This window comes from Alteromonas sp. 1_MG-2023 (assembly GCF_030547075.1).
GTDB lineage: Bacteria > Pseudomonadota > Gammaproteobacteria > Enterobacterales > Alteromonadaceae > Alteromonas.
This window is the reverse complement of record NZ_JAUOQH010000013.1, coordinates 87,025-112,556: the sequence shown is the minus strand read 5'-3', so window position 1 is coordinate 112,556 and position 25,532 is coordinate 87,025. Positions and strand designations below refer to the sequence as shown.

Genomic DNA, 25,532 nt, shown 5'->3' with positions numbered 1-25,532 from the left:
CAGGAATAGTTACGCTGGTATTGCAGATTGGATGATTAAGTTTACGTAATAGAAGGGCAGGGTTAAATAATAAATGTAAAAATAATGTTAAATTTAAGTGTTTCAGCTATACTCCGGCAAGGTGTTGGTAGGGGAGGGCTGTATCATGTTACTTCGACATCTTGTTTCTGCACTTATCGTTCTATCCTGTTTAGGCATACTAGGTTGTGCTAGTACTACGCCTGTTGTTATCGACAATCCTTATCCTGCGTTACACGACGATCTATTTCCTAGCTACGCGTCATTTTCGGTTGAGACCGAAGAGGAAGTTTTTAGATTGGAAGAAGATGCGCAGTTGTTTGTAGATGAGGCTATTTCGCAAGTCGGTGAAAAGAAAACCAATGTAAAAGCACTGATTTCTTCCATTTTCGATCACGCAGAAATGGGCCTACTGTATCGCAGTAACGCGAATTCAGTGGCCAGCGATACGTTTTACAACCGCTCAGCAAATTGCCTGTCGTTGTCAATAATGACATACGCCATGGCAAAGCACGCGGGCTACGATGCTACTTTCTATGAAGTAGATATACCTGAATATTGGACACGGCGTGAAGGATTCAGTTTCCTAAATGGCCATGTTAATTTAACCATAAATGTCCCTAGAGACCCTTTAATTGCTAACGTTGGGCCCAGTAGCGCTGATGTGGATTTTGATCCGCAGATGATTCGAACTCACTTTCCACGAATTGCTGTCACTAAACGTCTTATCTTATCTATGTTCTACAACAACAAAGGGGCGGATGCACTTATTGCGAACAGTTACACGCGGGCGTACAGTTACTTTAGAGCCGCTGCTGTGTTATCACCAGAGTTGCAACAAAGTTGGGTCAACTTAGGTGTGCTATACCGTATGGTCGACGCATTTGAAGCCGCGGAGCAAAGTTATCAATTTGCGTTAAATCTGGATGAGAACAATCTGACTGCGTGGGATAACTTATCGATTCTGTACTATCACCAGGGGCGTTATGATAAGTCTGCAGAAATTAAAGCACGGGTGGAAACACAAAGAAAAGAAAACCCCTTCTATCACTTTATTCTAGGGGAGCAGGCCCTTGAAGGTGGTGAGTTAGCCGATGCGCTAAAACATTATCAACGTGCGCTACGGTTAGATAATACAAGACATGAAGTGCTATTTGGATTGGCAAAACTGTATTACGAATTAGGTGACATCACCAATGCTCAACATTACATAAAAAGAGCAATTCAGTTTGCGCCAAATTCTCAAGATGAGAACCGGTATGTGAATAAGCTTTCAACCATTGCTCGTAGCTATTAACTAGCACGCACAAAAAAGCCACGCTTAGAGCGTGGCTTTTCTTCGAGCGTTACTGCTCACTAGATAACACCTAGTTCTCTTAAACGCTCTTGCAAATATGTACCTGCAGTATGACGCTCAGAAAGCTTCACATCTGGACGAGGGTGCAAGAACAATGGCAATGAAATACGTGACTTGGTCATGTCTGCGCCATCTGGATTCACAACACGGTGAGTCGTAGATGGGAAGTAATGACCCGATGCTTCTTGAAGCATATCGCCGATATTCACAATCAAGCTACCAAAATCGCAAGGTACGTCTAACCAACTGCCATCTTGCGCTTTTACTTGTAATCCTGGTTCGTTAGAAGCTGGAAGGATAGTAATAAGATTAATATCTTCATGAGCTGCCGCGCGAATAGCATCTACTTCTTCTTCGCCACTTAATGGTGGGTAATGAAGTACACGTAATAGGGTTTGATCTGAATCTTTGATCATGTCGCCTAACGGTTGGCTGTACTTGTCGCTTACTTCCTCTGGAGAGTGTTTCTCAATCCAGCCTAAAAGCTCAGAAGCAAGCGTGTTGGCTTCTGAATAGTACTGTGACAGCAAAGGACGAAGTTCGTCAGGACATTGACCCCAAGGGTAGTAATGAAAATATTCTTTAATATCTTTTTTGGTGAAGCCTTTGGCTACCTCAGAAACACTTTGAGGAAAGAAACCATCTTGCTTACCTTTGTTGTAAAGGTAGTCATTTTTTTCTTCACTATCGAAAAAGCCCTGCCAGCTATCGTAAATGCCTTGTACGAGTGACTGTTGAATAGGGTGGTTTTTCAATACCCCAAAGCCCGTCTCACGTAGTGACTTAACGAATTCTTCTTGGGCGTTTTCCGCCGTGTAATCAACAGCAACTAATTGCATAACTTTATCCCGTTTATTTTGATTGCGGCATTATAAAGGTATACGGGCCGCCAAAAAAGCTGTGGTGATTGACCTAAATCAATCAACGTCATCTAAGATGCCTAATGTAATCAATGTAGACCATTTAGTCTACATTTGGGCAATAACTTAACCGAATAACCTAGTAACTTAAGTCTAGTAACCTAATCTATTAAATTAGCCTAGTGTTAAGTAAAAGCCAGCGAGCGCTGCGCTCATTAAGTTTGATAGCGTTGCTGCGATAACTGCTTTTAGGCCTAATTGCGCAATTTCTTTTCTACGTGTAGGTGCCATAGCACCAATACCACCCATCAAAATAGCGATAGAAGACAAGTTTGCAAAACCGCAAAGCGCAAAAGTGACAATAGCTTGCGTTGATTCAGATAACTCTGACCGTACATCAAGGTAATTAAGGTAAGCCACGAATTCGTTAACTACCATTTTCTGACCTATAAAGCTTCCTGCTATCTGTGCTTCCTCCCATGGAACGCCAATTGCCCATGCTAGAGGTTGAAGTATGTAACCCATGATCCCTTCAAAGGTAACGTTTTCATACCCTAATAAACCACCTGTCCAACCGATTAAGCCGTTGAACATGGCAATTAATGCAATGAACGCAAGTAGCATAGCGCCCACGTTTAATGCGAGTGTCATCCCTGATGCTGCGCCGCTAGCCGCCGCATCGAAGACATTGGCGTAGCCAGTATCTTCCGCATCTATTTCGCTTAAGCCATCTTTGGGTTCTTCCGTTTCTGGCAAAATAATCTTTGCCATTAACATGCCGCCTGGGGCGGCCATAAAGCTTGCAGCAAGTAAGTATTTTAAATCTACGCCCATACCTGCATAACCGGCCATCACTGACCCAGCAATTGAAGCAAGACCACCTACCATCACGGCAAATAGCTCAGAACGCGTCATATGCGGTATAAAGGGGCGAACTACCAATGGGGCTTCTGTTTGCCCTACAAATATATTTGCGGCCGCTGACATGGACTCAGGGCGGCTAGTTCTCAATACCTTCTGTAGGAAACCACCAATCACTTTAATAATTAAGCCCATCACTTTTAAGTGATATAGCACAGCAATGAGTGATGAGAAGAACACGATGACAGGTAAAACATTGAAAGCAAAAATAAAGGCAATAGATTTATCGCCGATAGGGCCAAACAGGAAGTTAATACCGTCTTGGCTGTAGTCAATGATGTTAGCAACAAATCCTGTAGCCACTAACAGCACATCTTTGCCTGGCTCTGAATACAGAACAAATGCACCTATTAACGCTTGCATAGCAAATGCACCGCCCACGGTACGCAAACTAATGCTGCGTTTCGCCGACGAGAGTGCGAATGCAATACCTAACAGAACTGCAATGCCCAGTAAACTCACCATAATATCAATCCTTTATAAAAGCGCTTGCTGAATGTGAGATTTAATCACATCTAATGCAATTTGGTTTTTACCACCTTGTGTAACTACTACATCAGCAGTGAACCGGCTTGGCTCGATAAATTGGTGATACATAGGTTTTACCGTTTCTTCGTACTGCTTAGCGACAGAATCAATAGTACGTCCACGCTCTTTTATATCTCTCATCATGCGGCGCATGAGGCAAATATCTAATGGCGTGTCGACAAAGATCTTAACGTCGTAAAGAGGGAGTAGATCGGCACGGGCAAGCAGCATTATTCCTTCTAGAATAATAACAGGTGCGGGGTTTAATCTTTCAGTGTCTGGCAGGCGGGTATGCGTTTTAAAGCAGTAGTGAGGATAGTCAATAGGTTGACCTTCTCTAAGTGCCTGCAAATGTGCTTTAAGCAATTCATGCTCAAATGCATTGGGGTGATCGTAGTTGTTTTTTTCTCGTGCTTCCATGGGCAAGTGATCTTGGGCGCGATAGTAATGATCTTCGCGAAGCACTTGCACAGGCCTTCCTTGAGCAGAGAAGCCGTTAAACAAATTTTCGGTAAACAGTGACTTTCCAGAGCCTGAAGCTCCAGAAATGGCAATAATTAAAGGCGATTGCATAATTCTAGAAAGCTGATTTTATTGGAGCAAAGATACGCGTTTCGCCTCTACGAATCAATGTTATATTCATACCAATTGGTCAAATGGATCGTTATTTGCTAACTGAATCAATAAGATTCACACAATTTAAGTGCGTTTCACGTCTTTATTTATTGTGCATATCTCTGTAACGATTGATTAAAAAATAACTAGTTCCCTATAATTTCTATGTCATCGACAGATAAAGTGGTAAGTGCATAAGAATGTTGCTTGGAACGAGAGCCTTCACCCTGTGCTCTAGGCGGGTAGTATCGTTCTTTTTCCTCGCTATACAGTGCAAACACTTCATCTAATGATGCCCTTATTTCGCTTAGCGTCTTATCTAGGTTCGCATTGAAGTCTGGCCTTTTACGTTTTGTATGACCAAGTTCAATTAAGCGAGCAAAAGCTTTATTGGCTAAGGTAATTAACTCCAAAGGAACGTCTTTGTGCGGGGGAAGAGGCTGACTTGGGTTTTCGGTACAATATTTTACTAATGCGGTATAAAAACAAAGTGGCTTATTCTGCAAAATGACAACGGTGTCGTTAACACTATTGCCTAGTGTTTTATCTCTTAAGTTAATTACTAACTTAGGTTTAGGTGGAGGCGCTAACTCTTCACTTACCGACAATGCTGCTCTGCGCTGCCTAGGAAGGGCAAATGCAGGGGCTAACAGCAACGAGGCTAATACCGCCCACCAACTAATGGTTAAGTTTTGATACATGGGCAGCGATTGCATTGTTAATGTAATTTGCTGTTCAGCATTTTCGAATTTAAGGGTATGGGATAGGGTAAAGTCGGGGTAGGCCAATTCACTACTTACGCCTTGAATGGATTCCACTCTAAACGGGTATTCTTGCGCTGCCAAATCTTCATTAATGCTCGCTATATATTGGCTTACTGCATAGTTATTTACCGGGGTATTAAGTGTAGCGTTACCCACATCTAAAAATGCGCTGTCTAAAATAACCCTTCTTTCTACATTATCTTTTGCGTTATGACGTGCAGATTGAATACCGATAACCTGCCCAAAGGTACTCAGTCCCTGAAGTACGATAAAGAGTACAAGTGCACAAATTAAGGTAAATGGACGTATGGTTGATTTAATACTATTCATCGTCACTGCATCCATTAACCAATACCAATGTTTTGTAATACGGGCGAGAGTGCGAATTAGCGATGTCTTTTACCACAGACTGCATCGCGCAAAGTAAATCTGTATTCTGCGTCTGCATTTTCAAAAACCATTGCATACCGCTTACATCTTGAAGTAACGGAGTCGCATAGTTCTTCGAGAGGATTTGTTCATCATCTTGTGCCCAATACGATGAGATTATATCGACTTCCCCAGCAAGTAATGCCCTTCGCAAGTCTTTGTGAGAGTTAAAGTACACAATATCTACATTGTTCTCGGTTAAGCCAAGGTTCTGTAATATGGTTTTTGGGACAATGTGACCAGAGCGGCTAGAGGGATAATCTAATAAACCTATACGTTTGCCTAGTAGATACTCTTTTTCCAATAATGGCTTTTCACGTTGGGATATAAAGAATGCACTATAGTTCGGGTGAGAAGCAATTAGGGTTAAACCATATATTTGGTCAGCGCCAAATGCATCAACCACATTACGTTTTATTAGCGCTAAATCTACCACGCCATGGTTTATATACCTGAACGTATCATAATCACTTTGGCCCACAATCACTCTTACTTGACCAAACTGTCGCTTAATAATTTTGTTTTCACATAATCGTTCTAACGCCATATTGGCGATAGAGCCATCGGTGACATACACTGAAAAGATATCGAGATTATTTTGAAGGGTTGTCTCACAGGTCAAAGTTCGACCAGTTTGAGGCGCGACGGATGTAAATTCTATTTTCTTAGAAAAATAGCCGGCGCTACCGCAAATGAGAGCGGCAATTAGGAGTAACATCCACCTTCCGGTAGCAACAATTCTGACTTTTGGCAAAAAAATAACCAAATGAGTTAGTGATTTATGGACTGATTTCATCAGCTAAGGTTATTTATTGCAATAGGTAAATTTATTTTAAATAGTTATCTGTATGAGAAATAAGGGTTTTTTACAAAACATACTGAATTTTGTTAAACGCTGTTTATTAGTCCATTATATGTCATCAATAGAAACCATAAAAATAAGTCAAACGACCAACGGTTCGATAAGTAAAATAACTTGACCAAATGGTCAAGTGTGTGATGCAAAAATTGTGATGAATTGCTGTCAAGGAATTGACTAAATATGTAAAGTTGTAATAAATATGACATGAAGGTCTATAACAATTCCATCCATTCAAAGAAGTCTTTTAGTCAATATCAGAGGTCGTAGACGGGAAAAATAATTCCTGCTACGCCAAAAAAGAATTTTAAACAAAAAGGGAAACACACATGTACTCATCAGCTAAGCTCAGCCGTGTTGCTGCAGCGGTTGCATTAACAGTGGGTCTATCCACGACTGCAATGGCTCAAGTAACGTCATCAGATATGAACGGTCAAATAGTCGGTCCTAATGGCAACCCTGCCGCTGGAACCGTGGTTAAAGTCACTCACGTACCTACTGGTGCAGTTAAATCAGTTACTGTTAACAGTGCAGGTACATTTAACCTTCGCGGTTTACGTGTAGGTGGTCCTTACACAGTTGAAATCGACTCAGATGAATTTGCAGATCAAACTATAAGCGACATTTACTTAGAGCTTGGTGAATCAGCAACAATTGAAAGAACGTTAGAGTCTGCAGCTGATTACGAAAACATTGTTGTAACGGCATCTCAAGTTGGCAGTTTAGCATTCGGTCAAACTGGCCCATCAGCTAACTTCGACCTAGCAACGCTTCAAGAAGCGCCAGCTATTAACCGTGATATTACAGATATCGTACGTATCGACCCTCGTGTATACGTAGATGAAGGTGGCAGCGGTGGTATTCAGTGTGTTGGTAAGAGTCCACGTTTCAACAGCTTAACTGTTGATGGTGTTCGCATGAACGACCTTTTCGGTCTTAACTCGAACGGCTACCCTACAGAAAGAATGCCTTTCTCTTACGATGCAATTGAAGGTGTTTCAGTTGAAATCGCACCTTTCGATGTTATCTACGGCGGCTTCTCTGCGTGTAACATCAGTGCAGTAAGTAAAACAGGTACTAACGAAGTTCACGGTAGTGCGTTCTACGATTACGGAAGTGACAGCTTAAGAGGCGACTCTCTTGAAGGCTCAGATATCACTCTAGGCTCTTACACTGAGAAACGTTACGGTTTCACCATTGGTGCACCATTAATTAAAGATACTTTGTTTATCTTTGCTGCCTACGAAAAACTAGATGGCGCTAACACTTTCGACCGTGGTGCAATTGGTTCAGGTGCGGTAAACGAAGTTAACATTACTGCTGATCAAATCGCTCAAATAACTGCGATTTCTCAAGATGTTTATAACTTCGATCCGGGCACAACACCTTTAAGTGAGCCAAATGAAGATGAAAAGCTTCTTGTTAAATTAGACTGGAACATCAACGACGCTCACCGCTTTGCGTTAACGTACAACTACAATGACGGCAACAACATTGCTCAGTCAGATGGCGATTCAGATGAGTTCGAGTTTACCAGCCACTTATATGAGCGCGGTGCAGAACTAGAATCTTTCATCGGTGTTCTTTACTCAGATTGGACTGATAAGTTCTCTACTGAAATTCGTGTTTCTCGTACAGAACTAGATAACCGTCAGAACTCTTTCTACAGTGACGGTACTGTTGGCGGTAACGATTTTGGTGAAATTAAACTTTACCTTGACGACATTACGGTTTACCTAGGTTCTGACGATAGCCGTCAAGCTAACGGTCTGAACTGGGATGGTACCAGCCTAATGTTCCGTGGTAACTACTACTTCGATAACGGACATGCCCTTACTTTCGGTTACGAGAGTGACAAGCTAGACATCTACAACATGTTCGTACAGCATTCAGAAACATCAATTTCATTTGGTAGTATTGATGACTTCCAAAACGGAACGAATGCAGAAATAGAATATTCTTATGCTTACTCTGGTGATTTGAACGACCGTGCTGCAGAATGGGGTTTCACTTCTCACTCTACTTATGCACAAGACGAGTTCTACTTAACGGATGACTTGAAAATTATCGCTGGTCTTCGTTACGATTGGATAACAACATCTGACCGCCCTGTAGAAAACACTGATTTCACAGCATCTTACGGCTATAGCAATACCGCTAACCTAGATGGTATTAGCTTGCTTCAACCACGTGTTGGCTTTAACTACACAGTGAGTGATAGCACTGAACTTCGTGGTGGATTCGGTCTGTTTTCTGGTGGTAACCCGAACGTATGGATGACTAACAACTATCAGAACACAAACGTAACTGGTGGTGAAGTTGAAGGTGCATACGCCAACTTGTTCGATGGCAGTGTTACATGGGTTAACACTGAAGATGGCGCACCTGTAGGTCCTGGTTATTCTGTACCATCTGACCTAGACGCGCTTATTGACGCTGGCGAGGGTGAAAACTTTGAAAGTAATAACCTAGACCCAGACTTTGATATGCCTAGCGAGTGGAAATTCTCTGCTGGTATGACGCACATTACTGACGATGACTTTATTTTCAATGTAGATCTTCTTGTAAGCGTTACTCAAAACCAAGCAATGGTTAAGTACAAAGGTATTGAAGCTGTTGGTTTAACTGACGAAGGTTATATCGACTACGATTATACTGGCTACGGTTCACTTGAGTTAACAAACTCAGACGAAAGCTCAACGTCTTACTCAATCACTGGTACGTTAAATAAAAGCTGGGACAACGGAATTTCATTAACAACGGGCTATAACTACAGCCACGCTGAAGATGTTCAACCAATGACAAGTTCTGTTGCTTTCTCTAACTTCCAGTACCGTGCGTTTACTAATCCAAACGAAGAAGTATCTTCTTTGTCTGATTGGAATATCGAACACCGCTTTACTGCTGACCTTCGTTACACAACTGAGCTGATTGATGGTTACAGAACTATCTTCTCTGCTTATGCGTTAGCACAGTCAGGTAGACCATACAGCTTTACATTGTCGCAAGGCGATTCTAACGGCGTATTTGGTTACACTCCTTACCTAGACAGCAACAGCGTGTTGCCTATGGGTTCTGAGCGTAACGAAGAAACTAGTAGCTGGTGGGCAAAAGTTGACGTAGCAATTATTCAAGAAATTCCTGCGTTCAGCGAAGATCACACTGCTAAAGTAAGATTGACTATCAACAACTTCACTAACATGTTGAGTGATGAGTGGGGAATCTTACGTGAAGTTTCTTACAACACGTCTACTGTAGGTACTCAGTACCCAGAAAGTCGTCAAGGTGATGCGTCACTTTGGGAAATGCGTGTAGGTATCGACTACCGCTTCTAAGCAACAGTTAAAAAACAGTTGTAGTGTTAAATGCCACTTTCCTTTTTTGGAAGTGGCATTTTTTTTATCTTGTAAATCAACTTCTCCTAATGTTTCTCACCGCATTCCCCGCCTTTTTCTGATCTAACTATTGCCGCCATACGAACGAATAACCAAATGAATTGTTCACATGGAGAACTTATGTCTAAGCATATATTGATGGTAATGACCTCACACGAACTATTAGGTGATACGGGTAAGAAAACGGGAATGTGGCTAGAAGAATTTGCCTCGCCTTACTATGCGTTCAAAGATGCTGGATATACCCTCACCTTAGCGTCGCCTATGGGCGGCCAAGTGCCAATCGACCCGAACAGCTTGGCAGAAGACGCTATGACTGACGACGCGGTTCGCTATACAAAAGATGAAGTGGCTAGAAGCGCAATGTCTTCAACCATTGTGTTAGAAGATGTAAGAGCAGATGAATTTGATGCTGTATTCTATCCGGGCGGCCATGGCCCTCTGTGGGACTTATCTGACAATACCCACTCCACGATGCTAATTGAAGATATGATTAAAGCACAGAAGCCTGTAGGCGCTGTTTGCCATGCTCCTATTGTATTGAAAGACGTGAAACGTGCTGATGGCGAATCTTTTATTAACGGAAAATCGGTAACGGGTTTTTCAAATAGCGAAGAAGAAGCGATGGGATTAACTGACGTAGTGCCTTACTTAGTGGAAGATGCGCTTATTAGTAAGGGCGGAAAATACGAAAGTACTGAAGATTTCGGGGTTAAAGTATGTACCGACGGCTTATTAGTGACAGGACAAAACCCTGCATCATCGGCCCCTGCTGCTGAAGCGCTCATCAAAATGCTTTCATAGCTAATATTTTATAGCTAATAGTACGTGTTGGTGGCCTAGGGTGCCGACATAGATTAATTAGTTATAAACCCATATATCGTAAAGAATTACGTCACAAACAAAGACGCCGCCGACTTTGCGTTAACTCTTTACTGTGAAGTAAGAGGTAAATCAAAGTTCGAGCGGCGTTTTATTTACTAAGACTTAGAAGCTAGCTTGAACGTTAAAGCTCATAGTACGACCTAATGGATCGTAAAGTGAGTCGTCATAACCGCGCCATTCACCTGGAGCGTATTCTTCCAACTCATCAGTGAGATTCGCAATGCCGGCTGAAACCTTCACGTTGTCAGTTACATGGTAAGAAACTGTTACGTTATGCTTAAAATAGTTATCAGCGTAGTCGTAGTAATCGTAATAAGTATCACCGTTAGACCCGATAAACAGTGTACGCCACGAAGCTGTCCATTTGTCGCCGTCAGTCCAATCAACGGTTAAGTTCGCACGGTTGTCTGGGTAAAACAATTCTCCCGCCCACTCAATACCTTCTTCTTCGTAACTAAATACGTGCGAATACTCTAGGTTTACACCGAAATCACCAATTGAGGTAGGAAGATGATAGTTAGCGGTTATATCTAGGCCACTTGTGAAAACCTCAGCATAGTTAGTGTAGCCAGAGGTAATAGACGTTATTTTACCATCTGAATCACGAGCAATATTCGATGAAGTGCCATCTAAATCAGCGGCAATTAAATCATCAACATCGATATCTTCAATTTTGTTTTCGTAATCGTACTGGTAATAAGATACTTCAAGAGATAAGTCTTCAGTAACATCATAAACCACGCCTAATGTAAGCGACTCTGAATTCTCAGGGCTTAAATCTGGGTTGCCGCCGTAATAAGTAAGATGCTGCTGACCTGATGAGCAATAAGAATCATCCGCGCCAGGGTTATCTAAAGTATCACAGTAGTAGGTATCGTAAGCGCTTGGGAAGCTGTAAGAAATGGTTGAGAACATCTCGCTCATAGTAGGCGTGCGGAATGCTTCACCCCAACTTGCGCGAAGTAACAACGACTCAGTAGGACGCCAGCTAATACCTAATTTAGGTACCGTATCTGAAAATTCAGCGCTAGAGATAGCATCGCCTGTATCACCTTCAAGTTCATAGCCGTCGTAACGAAGGGCTGCAGACACTTCTACTTCATGAGGTAATTCAATGGCAAATTCAGTGTAGTAAGACTGACGTTCGCGAGTTGCATATACGTCGTCACCACCTGAACCACCTGAAATAATACCTAAACCTGATTCAGGATCAGAGATTTGCTCAAAGTCTAAGTATGAGTACTCTGCACCAAATACAGCACTAACGGTCATGAAGTTGTTAGAGAACACTTCACCAGAAATACTACCGTCGATAATGTCGCGCTTCTGAGTAGACTGGTAGGTACCTGTATGATCGGCATTGGCTAGAAGTTCAGAATTGTAAGATGCCCAATCGTCAGTGCTTAAGCCCTGTACGTTGAATAAATCTAGTTGCTCAGTGTCTATCAAATCTTGTACAACGGTGTCATTAACCAAGTTGTAGTTGAACACTTCTTCTTTCGCCAAAGTGCGCTGATAATACACTTGCCAGTCCCACTCGTTACCGCCAATGTCGGTATAGCCTTCAAGGCCAGCAACCAATTCAACAGTTGTTTTTTCAGTAGTGGTATCACGAGTCCCTAAGCTAGCAGTACGGAAATAGACACTACCGTCTGTACCATAAGGGTTCATTGCGTTATCAGCATCGATAGTGAGTGAAGACGTAGACACTGGTGTAGCGGCATAACGTGAGTCAGTAGAAGTTTGAAGTGCTGAGAATCGGCTTATTAGCTGAAGGTTCTCGGCCAGTTCATACTCTATTTTGGTCATCAAAGAGTTTTTCTCAGTTGCGCCATACAACCAAGTCGAGTTTCCGTAGTAATATCCACAGCGGTCAGACTCAATAGAAGTATCGGCAACATCGCCACACAAGTCTTCGTTGTAAAGGAATTCGCCAGCATCTGCATCATAGAAGTTTGCAACAGGACTATAGGTTGAATAGCTATCTGTGGCGTAGTCACCTGATACTGCGTTGTCGGTCACTTCCTGACTATTTTGATGTTCAGCAATAAATACAATGCTGCCTTTGTCACTAGTCACACCTGCAGAAAAGTTATATTTGCTTGAATTACCGCCATCAGCGCCTGGATCTTCAAAGCTATAGCCTACATTAATGCCGTCGAACTGTTTCTTGGTAATAATGTTGATTACACCCGCTACGGCATCTGAACCGTAGATAGCAGATGCGCCGTCACGAAGAATTTCAATTCGTTCAACAATAGACATAGGGATCATCGACATATCCGATGATGAACCACCGTCGTATCCAAGCCCTGGAAGACGACGACCGTCCATAAGTACTAGCGTAGCACCTGCACCTAAACCACGAAGGTTTACTTCGCTTGAAGCCGATGCACCGCTACCATAACCAGATTGGCCACGAAAAGAACCGAAGGTATTAACAGAAGAGTTACGTAATACCTCAGCTACCGTGGTATCACCTGAAAGGGCGATAGATTCAGCAGTGATAACCGTTACTGGTGACACAGACTCTAAGTCCACTCGCTTAATCCGTGAGCCAGTAACTTGGATTTTTTCTACAGGTTCAGCTGTACTTTCGTCATCTGATTGGGCCAATGCCATTGGAGCAGCGAACAAGCTAGCAGAACCTGCTAACAATATTCCACGCTTAACAGCAGTGCTAAGTTTATTTGAGTTGAACATTTTAAATTCCCCTTGTCGAAGGTGATTACAAGTTGTAATTACAAAGACTTTATTAGTTTTTATTTTGTACAGATGTTTTCTGTCTATTGAATTAAGCACTTCGTCGTGGTGTTTGGCAATTTACAATGGATATAATTTGTTCTATTTCGCGTTTATTTACTTGAATTATACGTGAGGTGATGAAACCTTTACGAAACTATACGTTCGTAAATATTTTAGTTTTATGAAGTATTTAAAATTTACTCAATTTAAGTTTAAATTTTGAGCTAGGTAAGTGTTCAGCTTTTATACAGGTGGAATATAAAAATGTGGAGTATTAGTGCAGTGACCGTGCAAAACCTGTGCAGCCTTTATAGCTAAAGGTTGTGGCCTTCATGGGGAAAGTTAAAAGCACGTGTGAACCTGAACATAATAAACATGAAGCGAGAAAGGTAGTAGAGTTAGAAATTTTAAAACTGACATTTATTTAGTTATCATAAATTCATAAGAATATGTAAGTCGGTGTGAAAAACGCACAATTAATTTTTAATTGATGGTTTTTTTTGAGACCTGATTTATATTGTTAGTTAATTTTTTAAATGATAATTAATTTATGAAAACTTTTGATGCGAAGGTTATATTTTTTAAATTTATTCTAAGTTTAATTATTAATTAAGTTTATTTTATAAGTGTTTTTAATTGATGTGATTTTAAATTTTCGCTTTTCGAATTCTTTACCTTTCTTTTCTTACTACTGCTAAAGTCTATGGTAATTTAAATACACAGCTACCAAGTTGTTTTGTATCTCCCTGGTACAAATTCTTTACCGCCATACTTTTATGGCGGTTTTTTTTGCTCGTAAGAAAGTTCGCTCAGAAAACTACTGTGCTTGATGCTAGCCGATGATCGACTTTCAGTAGTTTATGCGACGGTAAATAGAGGAAAATAGAAAGGGGCGGGCTATACGTTCTCGAATAAATCTTCTACGCGTTGACGCAACTCTTCAATAAGTGTCACATCGGCAGGGGCGATAAAAATAGTGTCGTCACCAGCAATGGTTCCTAACACACCATCTTTTTTGCTTAATGAGTCAAGTAAGCGGGCGATAAGTTGTGCTGCACCTGGGCTGGTGCGAATAATCACCATTACATTATTATGCACAATATCGAGCACAAGCTGCTTTAATGGGCTTTTGGCGGTGGGCATACCTAATTCAGGTGGTAAACAGTACACCATGTCGCCACGGGCGTTACGGGTGCGCACCGCGCCAAATTTGCTTAGCATGCGAGAAATTTTAGATTGGCTAATGTTGTCATGACCTTGAGTTTTTAAGGCATCGACAATTTCACCTTGTGAGCCATAGCTTTCCGCTTTTAAAATCTCTTTAAAGGCTTTAATCAATTGCTCTTGTTTTGCGTTGGCCATAGCGTCCTGCATATCAGTTAGCGATAAGAAGTTAAATAATCATATATCACATATTGTGCCTTACAGGTGACCTTTGCGCAATTTAATTGCATAATCATGCATGATAATGAATATCGACTTGAAATTGATTGAAATGGCCGTATTAAGACCATCAGACGATTGAGTTTTCCCCCGCGTTGCATTAGTGTGACGTTCCGTTTAAATACTGAGTAATCCCATAGGAGAAATGGTATGAAAGTAGCCGTGTTAGGTGCTGCCGGTGGTATTGGCCAAGCGCTGTCTTTGTTGTTAAAAACACAATTGCCAGCTGGTTCTGAGTTGGCGCTTTATGATGTAGCGCCAGTTGTTCCTGGTGTAGCTGTAGATTTGAGCCACATCCCAACTGCAGTAAAAGTAACCGGTCACGGTAAAGATGACCTAGCTGGTGCATTAACAGGTACAGACGTAGTGCTTATCCCTGCTGGTGTTCCGCGTAAGCCAGGCATGGATCGTTCAGACTTGTTCAACATTAATGCTGGTATCGTTAAGAATCTTATCGAAGGTGTTGCTGAAAACTGCCCAGACGCTTGTGTTGGTATCATTACTAACCCAGTTAACACAACAGTGGCAATTGCTGCTGAAACGCTTAAAGCGAAAGGTGTTTATAACAAGAACAAATTGTTCGGTGTTACTACATTAGATGTTATTCGCGCAGAAACGTTTGTTGCTGATCTTAAAGGTGTTGATGTTGCTTCTGTACACGTACCGGTAATCGGTGGTCACTCAGGCACAACTATTCTTCCTTTGCTTTCGCAAGTTGAAGGTGTTGATTTCTCTGATGATGAAGTTTCAAGCCTAACTACTCGTATCCAAAACGCGGGTACTGAAGTTGTTGAAGCTAAAGCTGGCGGCGGTTCTGCAACCCTATCTATGGGTCAAGCAGCTGCACGTTTCTGCTTGTCACTAGTTGCAGCAATGCAAGGTGAGAACGTAGTTGAATACACTTACGTTCAAACTGATGACAGCGACGATGCTGCATTCTTCGCACACCCTGTTCGCCTTGGTGCAAACGGTGTTGAAGAAATCTTGCCATACGGCGAGCTAAGCGCATTTGAAGAAAAAGCGAAAAACGACATGCTTGAAGGCCTTCGCGGCGATATCAAGCTAGGCGTAGATTTCGTAACTGGCTAAGGACGTATTAGGCCCGGCACCCGATTTGAAATCAAATCGTAGCCACGCCGTAAATACGTCCATGTAGGCTCCGCCACCGCATCCATGCGGTGGAGGGGCTACTATTTAATTCCAAACCGTATACCTACCAATATACTTACCGCACCCAGTAAATTTCCTTTTTTGTAAGACAGCATCCATGCTGCTGACAGTTTGTTGCAAGCTTACTAATCCTGCCTTTTTGTTTGTGGCATCTGAGTAATAACCACGCCGTAAATACGTTCATGTAGGCTCCGCCACCGCATCCTTAGCAAAAGAGGGGCTACTATTTAATTCCAAACCGTATACCTACCAACATACTTACCGCACCCAGTAAATTTCCTTTTTTGTAAGACAGCATCCATGCTGCTGACAGTTTGTTACGAGCTCACTAGCCCTGCCTCTTCATTTGTGGCATCTGCGTAATAACCACGCCGTAAATACGTTCATGTAGGCTCCGCCACCGCATCCTTAGCAAAAGAGGGTCTACTATTTAATTCCAAACCGTATACCTACCAACATACTTACCGCACCCAGTAAATTTCCTTTTTTGTAAGACAGCATCCATGCTGCTGACAGTTTGTTGCGAGCTTACTAATCCTGCCTTTTTATTTGTAGCATCTGCATAATCGCCACGCCGTAAATACGTTCATGTAGGCTCCGCCACCTCATCCTTAGCAAAAGAGGGGCTACTATTTAATTTCAAAACGAATATCGACCCCGACTCCACATGTTTCGCACGCTGCTATTCCAGTGGGGCGTGGTACGGCGTACGGCGTTTAATTGCGAATTCGATATAGGGTAAATGTCATATTTTCTAGTGGTTGGTCTTTATAAACTGAATAAGCATAGCCGTTTAATACATCTGACACTGGGATGGTAAATAATAGTGAGTTAGCGAAGGTGGGGTGTGATGTCTTGACGGTATATACGCTTCCTTCCTTATGAATATCTTCAGGTTTGAAACTCGTTTGATTTGTATAACTGCTACCATTTATAAACCGCACTAACCGGCCTTCTTGTTTTGGGTAAATCTCAATACTTATGAGCTCATCTTTATCATCAATTCGCATGATACCTACCCACAACCCATAGATGTCTCCAGTCGCAGTATTAGCTAATGCTATTATTGAGTTTCGGTATTCGTCCATGAAATTTCGCACAGAAGATTGGTTATTCTGTTTGTCTAATTGATAGGTGCTACTTAAGATAGGTTTATTGTTTTTATCGGTAGTCGATTCTAATACTTTGTAATGGGTATCTATGGAGGGAGACAAAATTAAGTGTTTATCGTGTCCATCTTCATAATTTTGAAGCGTTATTTCGCAATTTAGCGCACTACATTCAATATCTCCGTTACCAAATGGAATGCGTCGGATATGGCGAAATCCATTGCCTATACCTGCTTCAAACAGGAAGTGCTCCCCGTTTTCATTTATCTGAAGTAATTTGTAGCTATAGTCAGACTCACTGACGCCTTCCCATAAGCCCGGCGGTAAAGTCTTTGTCCCACAACACGCAGAAACGGGCATTAGTGCGCATACAAGCATTAGCGTTATGGATACGAGTAATTTGGTCAAAATAGACTCCTTGTCCTAGTTTTGTATTTTTAGTGACCACATATTAGATTCTACGGTAAATTCTTAAGCTTTCAAAAAAACGAGATAAAAGACATAGAAAATTCATAAATCTTAGCTACGCTTTCTTTAGGTAATTCTGGGTGAACATGAATACGAATAGGTTCTGTAACTACCTGTTATTAAGATATTAGATTTACTTAATGCTAATCGTAAAACCTATTCGTCATCATCTAAAAAACTCACTGTAGTAACAGCCATCTAATAACTAGAATGAAACAATACTAATCAATAGGTTGTATTGATGAAGTCCTTTGTCGAACAGCAAGAGGTAACAAATATGAGTAACGCTAAGCTAGGCGATGTAAATGATTCAGAAAGAAAATGTCCCGTCATGCACGGCGGCCTTACGGCTACTGGTAGCACGAACATGGATTGGTGGCCAGAAGCACTAAATCTAGACATTTTACATCAGCACGACACGAAAACGAATCCAATGGGTGATGACTTCGATTACCGCGAAGCAGTGAAAACCCTTGATTTTGATGAATTGAAAAAAGATATGATAGCGCTAATGACTGACTCTCAGTCATGGTGGCCGGCAGATTGGGGTCACTACGGTGGTTTGATGATTCGAATGTCTTGGCACGCAGCGGGCTCTTACCGTATTGCTGATGGTCGTGGTGGTGCGTCTACGGGCAACCAACGTTTCGCGCCGCTAAACTCTTGGCCGGACAATGTTAACCTTGATAAAGCACGCCGTTTATTGTGGCCAATTAAGAAAAAGTACGGCAACAAATTAAGTTGGGCTGATCTTCTTGTGCTAGCGGGTACTGTTGCATATGAAAGTATGGGGCTTAAAACCTATGGCTTTGCGTTTGGTCGTGAAGACATTTGGAATCCTGAAAAAGACACTTACTGGGGCGCTGAGAAAGAATGGCTAGCACCGAGTGACGAGCGTTATGATGACGTTGAAACGCCAGAAACAATGGAGAACCCACTAGCAGCGGTTCAAATGGGGCTTATTTATGTTAACCCTGAAGGGGTGAACGGTAAACCTGATCCACTTAAAACCGCATTACACGTTCGTGAAACTTTCGCCCGTATGGCGATGAACGATGAGGAAACTGTTGCACTTACAGCCGGTGGTCACACCGTGGGTAAATGTCATGGTAACGGAAGTGCAGAACGTTTAGGACCAGATCCAGAAGGCGCTGATATTGCTGAGCAGGGTTTGGGTTGGATGAACCACGAATCACGTGGGATAGGCCGTGATACGGTTTCAAGCGGTATTGAAGGTGCGTGGACGACTAATCCAACTCAGTGGGATAACGGTTACTTTGAATTGCTACTTAACTACGACTGGGAATTGAAAAAATCACCAGCAGGTGCAGAGCAGTGGGAACCTATCGACATTAAAGAGGAAGACAAACCTGTTGATGTTGAAGACCCATCAAAACGCTACAACCCTATTATGACTGATGCAGATATGGCCATGAAAATGGACCCAATCTACCGTGAGATTTCTGAGAAATTTTACAATAACCCAGACTACTTCAGTGAAGTATTCGCTAAAGCGTGGTTCAAACTAACGCACAGAGATTTAGGTCCTAAAGTTCGCTATATCGGTCCTGAAGTGCCACAAGAGACACTTATCTGGCAAGATCCTGTACCTGCGGGCAGTACGTCTTACGATGTGGATGCATTAAAAGCGAGTATTGCGGATTCTGGCCTAAGTATTGGTGAAATGGTATCTACGGCGTGGGACAGTGCTCGCACCTTCCGCGGTTCAGATTTACGTGGTGGTGCTAATGGTGCCCGCATTCAATTAGCGCCTCAGAAAGACTGGGAAGCGAACGAGCCGGAAAAACTAGCTAAAGTATTGTCAGTGTTAAAACCACTTGCTGAGGCTGCCGGTGCAAGTCTTGCCGATACCATTGTATTGGCAGGTAATGTAGGTGTAGAAAAAGCGATTGAAGCAGCTGGTTTCAGTGCTGAGGTTCCTTTTGCTGCAGGCCGCGGAGACGCTACTGATGAGATGACGGATGCTGATTCTTTTGCTCCGCTAGAGCCGCAGGCCGATGGCTTCAGAAACTACTTACCAAAAGATTATGTAGTTAAACCAGAAGAGCTGTTATTAGACAAGGCACAGTTGCTTGGGTTAACTGCTGCAGAAATGACTGTGTTAGTAGGTGGTATGAGAACCTTGGGAACGAATTACCAAGATACCGCACACGGTGCATTCACGGGTAGTGTAGGTTCACTAACTAATGATTTCTTTACTACCATTACTGATATGCAATACACGTGGAAGCCTACAGGTAAAAGCACTTACGGTATTGTAGATAGAGTTTCAGGTGAGCAGGTTTATTCAGCCACTCGTGTTGACTTAGTCTTCGGTTCAAACTCTATATTACGTTCTTATGCAGAAGTTTATGCGCAAGACGATAATAAAGAAAAATTTGTAAAAGACTTTGTGAAAGCATGGACTAAAGTGATGAATGCTGATCGCTTCGAATTGTAGGCATAAACTGTAATTCGTAAAAGATAGCCATTAAAAAGCCCGCTTCAAGCGGGCTTTTTTACATCAGCTATTTTTTGAAATAGCTAAAAATCAGCGATTAACCAGTGTTTCGCATACCGGTTGCGATACCTGTAATAGTTACCATCATGGCACGCTCCAAATCAGGATTATGTACATCATCTCCTGCTTTACGAATTCGTTCTAGCAACTCAATTTGTAAATAGTGAAGCGGTTGCAAATAAGCGGCGCGAATTTCCATCGATTCTTTGCCCAGCGGATCAGCCTTCATGATGTCGTTTTCGCCAGTGAGTTCAAGCAATGAAGCGATACTCTCTTTAAGTTCCTCTCGAAGGGCTGCACCAAAATGCTTAAGCTCTTCTGGAACCAGACGCTCATCATAGGCTTCACTAATACGCGGATCAGCTTTATGAAATACCATGTCCAGCATTGAAAGGCGCGAACGATAAAATGGCCACTCGGCAAACATTTCATTAACGACCTTTTCATTCTCGGCATTTTTCACGCTGTCGATAGCGCGCATTACGCCCAACCATGACGGCAATACAAGACGCGTTTGTGCCCATGCAAATATCCAAGGGATAGCACGAAGACTTTCAATACCACCTTGCGGCTTACGCTTCGATGGACGACTGCCTAATGGCAACTTGCCAAGTTCCTGCTCTGGCGTAGCCACGCGGAAGTAAGGCACGAAATCTTCATCATGACGCACTGTCGCGCGATAATTATCACGACCTTGTGCAGCCATAGTCGTGATGAGTTCTCGCCATTCTTCTTTTGGCGCCGGGGGCGGGAACAACATTGCTTCAATGATTGCGCTGGCATAAATGCCTAAGCTTCGTTTAGCCAGTTTTGGCATACCGAACTTATAACGAATGGTTTCGCCTTGCTCAGTAACACGGAAACCACCTTCTAGCGAGCCCGGAGGTTGCGAGTAAATAGCAGCATGGGCAGGTAACCCACCGCGACCAATTGTACCGCCACGGCCGTGGAACAAGGTCAGTGAGCAGTTAAACTCTTCAGCAATAGCAACCAGTGCTTCTTGAGACTGATACTGAGCCCAACCAGCAGCTAGTGCGCCAGCATCTTTGGCTGAATCTGAATAACCAATCATCACGAACTGGCGGCCTTTTACATAGCCACGATACCAGTCGATAGAAAGCAATTTACGCATAACACTTGGCGAGTTATTAAGGTCGTCCAGTGTTTCGAACAATGGCGCTACTGGCATTGGCCAATCAACACCGCTTTCTTTAAGCAGTAATTGCACGGCAAGCACATCTGATGGCTCACTCGCCATTGAGATAATGTAAATACCAAAACCGTGCTTGCTATGCTTAGCTACCACTTTACAAGTCTCAAGTACTTCTTTCACATCTTCCGATGCGCCCCATTGAGCTGGAAATAGCGGGCGTTTTGAGCCAAGTTCACGTAGTAAGAAGGCTTGCTTGTCTTCCTCACTCCACTGTGAGTAATCGCCTAAACCAAGGTAGCGAGTAAGTTCGCTAAATACATCAGCATGGCGTTCTGAATCTTGGCGTATATCTAAGCGAAGTAGGTGAATTCCGAAGACGCGGGCACGGCGAATAGTATCTAGTAATAGACCCTTTGCAACCACATCCATGCCGCAGTCGATGAGTGACTGGTGGCAAAGCAACAAGGCTTCTAAGAGTTCGTCGTTGCTTTCAATCCAGTTTGATGAATCTGGATTTTTACCTGCCAAGTAGTCGGCAATGCCATCTCTTGTGGCCACAAAGCGGTCTAGTAGCGGGCGAAGTAGGGCGCGGTAAGGCTCGTTTGCATCGCCAACTTTTTCGCGCAATGCATCGTTACAGTCGTACATCGACAGCTCAACTTGCAAACGGTCTAAATCTAAAGCGAAAAGCTTAGATGCGCGTTTACGAGCCAGTAATAAAACTTGTTCAGTTACTTTTGAGGTAACGAAGGGGTTACCGTCACGGTCACCACCCATCCAAGAGCTAAACTGTACCGGCGACGCATCTAGCGGAAGCGATACATTATAGTCTTCTTGCAAACGGCCATCTAATTCACGTAAGAAATCAGGAACGGCTTCCCACAGTGAATTCTCAATAACTGAAAATCCCCAGCGAGCTTCATCAACAGGGGTAGGGCGAACAGAGCGAATTTCTTCTGTATGCCAAGCCTGACTAATTAAATCAGCAACACGGGTTTCAACTTTACTTCTGTCTGCGCCAGTGAGCGATTCTTGATGAACCTCTTGTAAGCAGTCTGCTAATTCTTTGTGTTTATGAATAAGGGTGCGACGTGTTACTTCGGTAGGATGTGCGGTTAACACTAGGTCGATATTTAATTTGCCTACTGCCTCTTGCACTTTATCAGCCGTGAGTTCGGCCTTATCTAGGTGCTTAAACAATGCATCAATAGACGCATCAACGTTCATTGCACTGTTATATTCTTGCTCAGCAATATTACCTAGATTTAGAAACTGTGCAAAAGCACGACCTACCGTCAGCAAGTCGCTGTCGTTCATCGTTTTGAAAGTTTCTTTCAGTTCGTCACTGCAATTAGTGTCGCCTTGATAAGACGCCCTACCGTCTTTTCGAATCTTCTCAATGCGATCAAGCCACTCTTGGCCTAATTGGTTTTTGATGGTTTCACCTAGCGTTTTGCCAAGGTATCTAACTGTATCTTTTAGTTCAGCATCGTAATGAGTGTGCATGCTATCCTCCCAATTATATGGCCTTCACCATACTAAGTACTTAACAAGTTGTAAAACCACTTTGCGTTATAATTTACAATAATTCGTTCCAAATGCATCCATCTATTTAATGCTCAAAGCAAGATAAATTCTGGTGTGCTACACTCTGGCACCGGAAAATGCAGAAACATATTCGTGAAACGCGGTTTGTTTGAAATTTGTACTGCATTTGTAATTTAATTTCAGGAGTTCTTGTGACTGATACATTCAATACAGTAGAAACCCAAGCAAGTTACGGCATTGGTTTTCAAATGGGTCAACAATTACAATCTAATCCTTTTGAAGGTATGGCGATTGACGCAGTAGTGGCAGGTTTAAAAGATGCTTTCGCGGGTCAAGCTCCGCAGGTTGATAACGACGCACTACGTGATGCATTCGGTGAAATTCATAAGCGTATGCAAGCTGAGAAAGAAGAAGCTAGCAAAGCGGTTATCGAAGAAGGCGTTAAGTTCTTAGAAGAAAACGCAAAGCGTGAAGAAGTTCAAGTGACTGAATCTGGCCTACAGTACGAAGTACTGGCTGAAGGCGATGGCGAAACGCCAACTGCAGATAGCACGGTTCGCGTTCACTACCACGGTACACTTACCTCAGGTGACGTTTTTGACAGCTCTTACGATCGCGGTCAACCTGCTGAATTCCCAGTGGGCGGCGTGATCAGAGGCTGGACTGAAGCATTACAGCTTATGAAAGTTGGTGCTAAGTTGCGTTTGTACGTACCTCACGACCTTGCGTACGGTGAGCAAGGTGCTGGTGCAGCAATTGCACCATACAGCACGTTAATTTTTGATGTTGAATTGCTTGATATCTTAGGCTAGTTCACAAAAAGGTGAGCTCTTGTGGGGGCTCACCTTTTTACCTTGCGTTTTAGCGCATCAGTCGCTAATCACTTTTGTTTTCATATACATTCCATAGCTTTCCACTATATTCTTACAAAGATACGCTTCTAAAACAGTTGTCAAAATAAATACTAATTTGTACATGTGCATCTTTTTTGAACATTAAGGTGTTCGTTGCTTATATAAGTGTCATCTGCTCCGAGTTGTTATAAGCCTTCGCACGTTTACAATAGGCGCACGCATAAAAAAGGAAAATGATTATGGTTATCAAGCCTAAAGTGAGAGGCTTTATCTGCACAAACGCACATCCTGTGGGTTGTGAAAAATCAGTAGAACAACAAATTGCCTTTATTGAAAAGAAAGGCGACTTAGGCGATGGCCCTAAAAACGTGCTAGTCATTGGCAGTTCAACCGGTTACGGGTTGGCATCACGTATTACTTCTGCATTTGGTTATGGTGCAAAAACCCTCGGCGTTTGCTTCGAAAAAGCGCCAACAGAACGTAAAACCGGTACAGCGGGTTGGTACAATACTGCAGCCTTCCATCAGCAGGCGTCTAAAAAAGGGCTTTATGCTGACACTATCAATGGTGATGCGTTTTCTGATGAAATTAAAGCGCAAACGATAGATAAGATTAAAGCCAACATGGGCAAAGTTGATTTAGTTATTTATAGCTTGGCGTCACCGCGCAGAACTGACCCAGATACGGGTGTGGTATACAAATCTACCCTTAAGCCAGTAGGGCGTGAGTACACTACTAAAACTTATGATACCGATAAAGACAAAGTACACGATGTTACGTTAGAAGCGGCAAACGACGATGAAATCTTAAACACCATTAAAGTAATGGGCGGGGAAGATTGGGAGCGTTGGATGGATAAGCTTGCCGAAGCTGGTGTATTGGCTGAAGGCTGCAAAACCACCGCTTATACCTACATAGGTAAAGCGCTAACTTGGCCTATCTATGGTCAAGCGACTATCGGCAAAGCGAAAGAAGATTTAGACAGAGCGGCCGCGGCTATTATTGGTAAAAATAGCGAGTTGTTAGTTGAAGCGAACGTAAGTTCGTTAAAAGCATTGGTTACACAAGCCAGCTCAGCTATTCCAGTTATGCCGTTGTATATCTCGTTAATGCAAGAAGTCATGAAACGTGATGGCACCCATGAAGGCTGCATAGAACAAATTCATGGTTTATTCTCAACGTGCTTATTTGGTGACACACCTACGTTGGACGAAGCGAACCGTTATCGCATGGATGGAATTGAGACCAACGATGCTACACAAGCAAAAATTCAAGCGTTGTGGGATAAAGTGACCCAAGAAAACTTCCATGAATTAAGTGACTACGCGGGCTATCATCATGAATTTTTGAAGCTGTTTGGTTTCGATATTGAAGGTGTTGATTACGAACAGGATATTGACCCACTCGTTAATTGGTAAGGGTTGGCTATACTAAAGTATGCTTTGGTAGCGCTTCAAGCCGTCGAATAGGGCGGCTTTTTCGTTGTTTAGTTACCACATAAACGTAAATAGGGTTTACATTAAATTATAGAAAAGTTGCTCTTTATCTATGATTTGCGTGGCACAAACCGCTCGGTTAATGCTAAAATCCCGAAATTAAGTAGGGGTCTATTCTACTCCTACTCAACAACAGCGTTGATTGCACTAATACAACAACAAAAATATGTGTGAATTTTCACTGTTGGTCTATATAAGAAAAGACGTATTACGTCACTTGTACATTTGGAATGTAAGTTACGGCTTCAAAACAGGCTGACCGTGACAGTAAGTAAATTCCGTCAATCTAAATATTAAAGGTATTACACCTTAAAAATAGTACGCTTTTGCATGCTGATAAGCAGGATTTACTGCGGTCATGCAAAAGAGTATTTCTATTAGAGTAGTGCGATTA

General features: G+C 42.5%; 16 protein-coding genes. 7 read left to right on the top strand and 9 right to left on the bottom strand.

Going from position 1 to position 25,532, the window contains the following annotated elements; translation table 11 throughout:
• The first annotated feature begins 145 nt into the window (after positions 1 to 145).
• Positions 146 to 1,315, top strand: a complete 1,170-nt coding sequence (locus Q4561_RS14430) for a tetratricopeptide repeat protein (RefSeq protein ID WP_303461455.1) — start codon at positions 146 to 148, stop codon at positions 1,313 to 1,315.
• 59 nt (positions 1,316 to 1,374) lie between these two features.
• On the opposite strand, the gene Q4561_RS14425 is transcribed toward Q4561_RS14430, so the two are convergent.
• The 5 genes from Q4561_RS14425 to Q4561_RS14405 all read right to left on the bottom strand — a co-directional run bounded on the left by Q4561_RS14425 (position 1,375) and on the right by Q4561_RS14405 (position 6,114).
• Positions 1,375 to 2,214, bottom strand: a complete 840-nt coding sequence (locus Q4561_RS14425) for an isopenicillin N synthase family oxygenase (RefSeq protein WP_303461454.1) — start codon at positions 2,212 to 2,214, stop codon at positions 1,375 to 1,377.
• 195 nt (positions 2,215 to 2,409) lie between these two features.
• Complete coding sequence (locus Q4561_RS14420; protein ID WP_303461451.1) at positions 2,410 to 3,621, bottom strand: NupC/NupG family nucleoside CNT transporter; 1,212 nt, start codon at positions 3,619 to 3,621, stop codon at positions 2,410 to 2,412.
• Between the two features lie 12 nt (positions 3,622 to 3,633).
• Positions 3,634 to 4,257, bottom strand: a complete 624-nt coding sequence (gene udk / locus Q4561_RS14415) for a uridine kinase (RefSeq protein WP_303461449.1) — start codon at positions 4,255 to 4,257, stop codon at positions 3,634 to 3,636.
• 188 nt (positions 4,258 to 4,445) lie between these two features.
• Positions 4,446 to 5,393, bottom strand: coding sequence for a hypothetical protein (locus tag Q4561_RS14410; protein WP_303461448.1), 948 nt, complete (start codon positions 5,391 to 5,393; stop codon positions 4,446 to 4,448).
• Positions 5,386 to 6,114: a PhnD/SsuA/transferrin family substrate-binding protein gene (locus Q4561_RS14405; protein ID WP_303461446.1), complete on the bottom strand. Its 729-nt coding sequence runs from the start codon at positions 6,112 to 6,114 to the stop codon at positions 5,386 to 5,388. Before Q4561_RS14405 ends, Q4561_RS14410 begins: the two co-directional genes overlap by 8 nt.
• A 566-nt stretch (positions 6,115 to 6,680) precedes the next feature.
• Here Q4561_RS14405 and Q4561_RS14400 point away from each other — a divergent pair.
• The gene (locus Q4561_RS14400) at positions 6,681 to 9,686 is read left to right on the top strand and encodes a TonB-dependent receptor (RefSeq protein ID WP_303461445.1); all 3,006 of its coding nucleotides are present in this window, start codon (positions 6,681 to 6,683) and stop codon (positions 9,684 to 9,686) included.
• 180 nt (positions 9,687 to 9,866) lie between these two features.
• The gene (locus tag Q4561_RS14395) at positions 9,867 to 10,550 is read left to right on the top strand and encodes a type 1 glutamine amidotransferase domain-containing protein (protein ID WP_303461444.1); all 684 of its coding nucleotides are present in this window, start codon (positions 9,867 to 9,869) and stop codon (positions 10,548 to 10,550) included.
• 183 nt (positions 10,551 to 10,733) lie between these two features.
• Here Q4561_RS14395 and Q4561_RS14390 read toward each other — a convergent pair whose 3' ends face one another.
• Positions 10,734 to 13,334: a TonB-dependent siderophore receptor gene (locus tag Q4561_RS14390; RefSeq protein WP_303461442.1), complete on the bottom strand. Its 2,601-nt coding sequence runs from the start codon at positions 13,332 to 13,334 to the stop codon at positions 10,734 to 10,736.
• Between the two features lie 939 nt (positions 13,335 to 14,273).
• Entirely contained in the window at positions 14,274 to 14,738 is a 465-nt protein-coding gene (gene argR / locus Q4561_RS14385; protein WP_013782583.1) for a transcriptional regulator ArgR, read from the bottom strand.
• A gap of 231 nt (positions 14,739 to 14,969) precedes the next feature.
• On the opposite strand from argR, the gene mdh reads away from it, so the two are divergent.
• Positions 14,970 to 15,908, top strand: coding sequence for a malate dehydrogenase (mdh, locus tag Q4561_RS14380; protein WP_303461440.1), 939 nt, complete (start codon positions 14,970 to 14,972; stop codon positions 15,906 to 15,908).
• Between the two features lie 797 nt (positions 15,909 to 16,705).
• On the opposite strand, the gene Q4561_RS14375 is transcribed toward mdh, so the two are convergent.
• Positions 16,706 to 17,506: a hypothetical protein gene (locus Q4561_RS14375; RefSeq protein ID WP_303461438.1), complete on the bottom strand. Its 801-nt coding sequence runs from the start codon at positions 17,504 to 17,506 to the stop codon at positions 16,706 to 16,708.
• 337 nt (positions 17,507 to 17,843) lie between these two features.
• On the opposite strand from Q4561_RS14375, the gene katG reads away from it, so the two are divergent.
• The gene (katG, locus tag Q4561_RS14370) at positions 17,844 to 20,027 is read left to right on the top strand and encodes a catalase/peroxidase HPI (protein ID WP_303461507.1); all 2,184 of its coding nucleotides are present in this window, start codon (positions 17,844 to 17,846) and stop codon (positions 20,025 to 20,027) included.
• A gap of 97 nt (positions 20,028 to 20,124) precedes the next feature.
• Here katG and ppc read toward each other — a convergent pair whose 3' ends face one another.
• A complete protein-coding gene (gene ppc, locus Q4561_RS14365) occupies positions 20,125 to 22,746 on the bottom strand; it encodes a phosphoenolpyruvate carboxylase (RefSeq protein ID WP_303461436.1) in 2,622 nt (873 codons plus the stop codon).
• Positions 22,747 to 22,979: 233 nt separating this feature from the next.
• On the opposite strand from ppc, the gene Q4561_RS14360 reads away from it, so the two are divergent.
• Together Q4561_RS14360 and fabV are read left to right on the top strand one after the other, a co-directional pair.
• The gene (locus Q4561_RS14360; protein WP_013782588.1) at positions 22,980 to 23,600 is read left to right on the top strand and encodes an FKBP-type peptidyl-prolyl cis-trans isomerase; all 621 of its coding nucleotides are present in this window, start codon (positions 22,980 to 22,982) and stop codon (positions 23,598 to 23,600) included.
• Between the two features lie 281 nt (positions 23,601 to 23,881).
• The gene (fabV, locus tag Q4561_RS14355; RefSeq protein ID WP_303461433.1) at positions 23,882 to 25,060 is read left to right on the top strand and encodes an enoyl-ACP reductase FabV; all 1,179 of its coding nucleotides are present in this window, start codon (positions 23,882 to 23,884) and stop codon (positions 25,058 to 25,060) included.
• Positions 25,061 to 25,532 lie beyond the last annotated feature (472 nt).

Excerpts from the sequence above, each read along its gene's own strand:
- Q4561_RS14430 (WP_303461455.1), top strand. The coding sequence starts at position 146 with ATGTTACTTCGACATCTTGTTTCTGCACTTATCGTTCTATCCTGTTTA.
- Q4561_RS14425 (WP_303461454.1), bottom strand. The coding sequence starts at position 2,214 with ATGCAATTAGTTGCTGTTGATTACACGGCGGAAAACGCCCAAGAAGAA.
- Q4561_RS14420 (WP_303461451.1), bottom strand. The coding sequence starts at position 3,621 with ATGGTGAGTTTACTGGGCATTGCAGTTCTGTTAGGTATTGCATTCGCA.
- udk (WP_303461449.1), bottom strand. The coding sequence starts at position 4,257 with ATGCAATCGCCTTTAATTATTGCCATTTCTGGAGCTTCAGGCTCTGGA.
- Q4561_RS14410 (WP_303461448.1), bottom strand. The coding sequence starts at position 5,393 with ATGAATAGTATTAAATCAACCATACGTCCATTTACCTTAATTTGTGCA.
- Q4561_RS14400 (WP_303461445.1), top strand. The coding sequence starts at position 6,681 with ATGTACTCATCAGCTAAGCTCAGCCGTGTTGCTGCAGCGGTTGCATTA.
- Q4561_RS14395 (WP_303461444.1), top strand. The coding sequence starts at position 9,867 with ATGTCTAAGCATATATTGATGGTAATGACCTCACACGAACTATTAGGT.
- Q4561_RS14390 (WP_303461442.1), bottom strand. The coding sequence starts at position 13,334 with ATGTTCAACTCAAATAAACTTAGCACTGCTGTTAAGCGTGGAATATTG.
- argR (WP_013782583.1), bottom strand. The coding sequence starts at position 14,738 with ATGGCCAACGCAAAACAAGAGCAATTGATTAAAGCCTTTAAAGAGATT.
- mdh (WP_303461440.1), top strand. The coding sequence starts at position 14,970 with ATGAAAGTAGCCGTGTTAGGTGCTGCCGGTGGTATTGGCCAAGCGCTG.
- katG (WP_303461507.1), top strand. The coding sequence starts at position 17,844 with ATGAGTAACGCTAAGCTAGGCGATGTAAATGATTCAGAAAGAAAATGT.
- ppc (WP_303461436.1), bottom strand. The coding sequence starts at position 22,746 with ATGCACACTCATTACGATGCTGAACTAAAAGATACAGTTAGATACCTT.
- fabV (WP_303461433.1), top strand. The coding sequence starts at position 23,882 with ATGGTTATCAAGCCTAAAGTGAGAGGCTTTATCTGCACAAACGCACAT.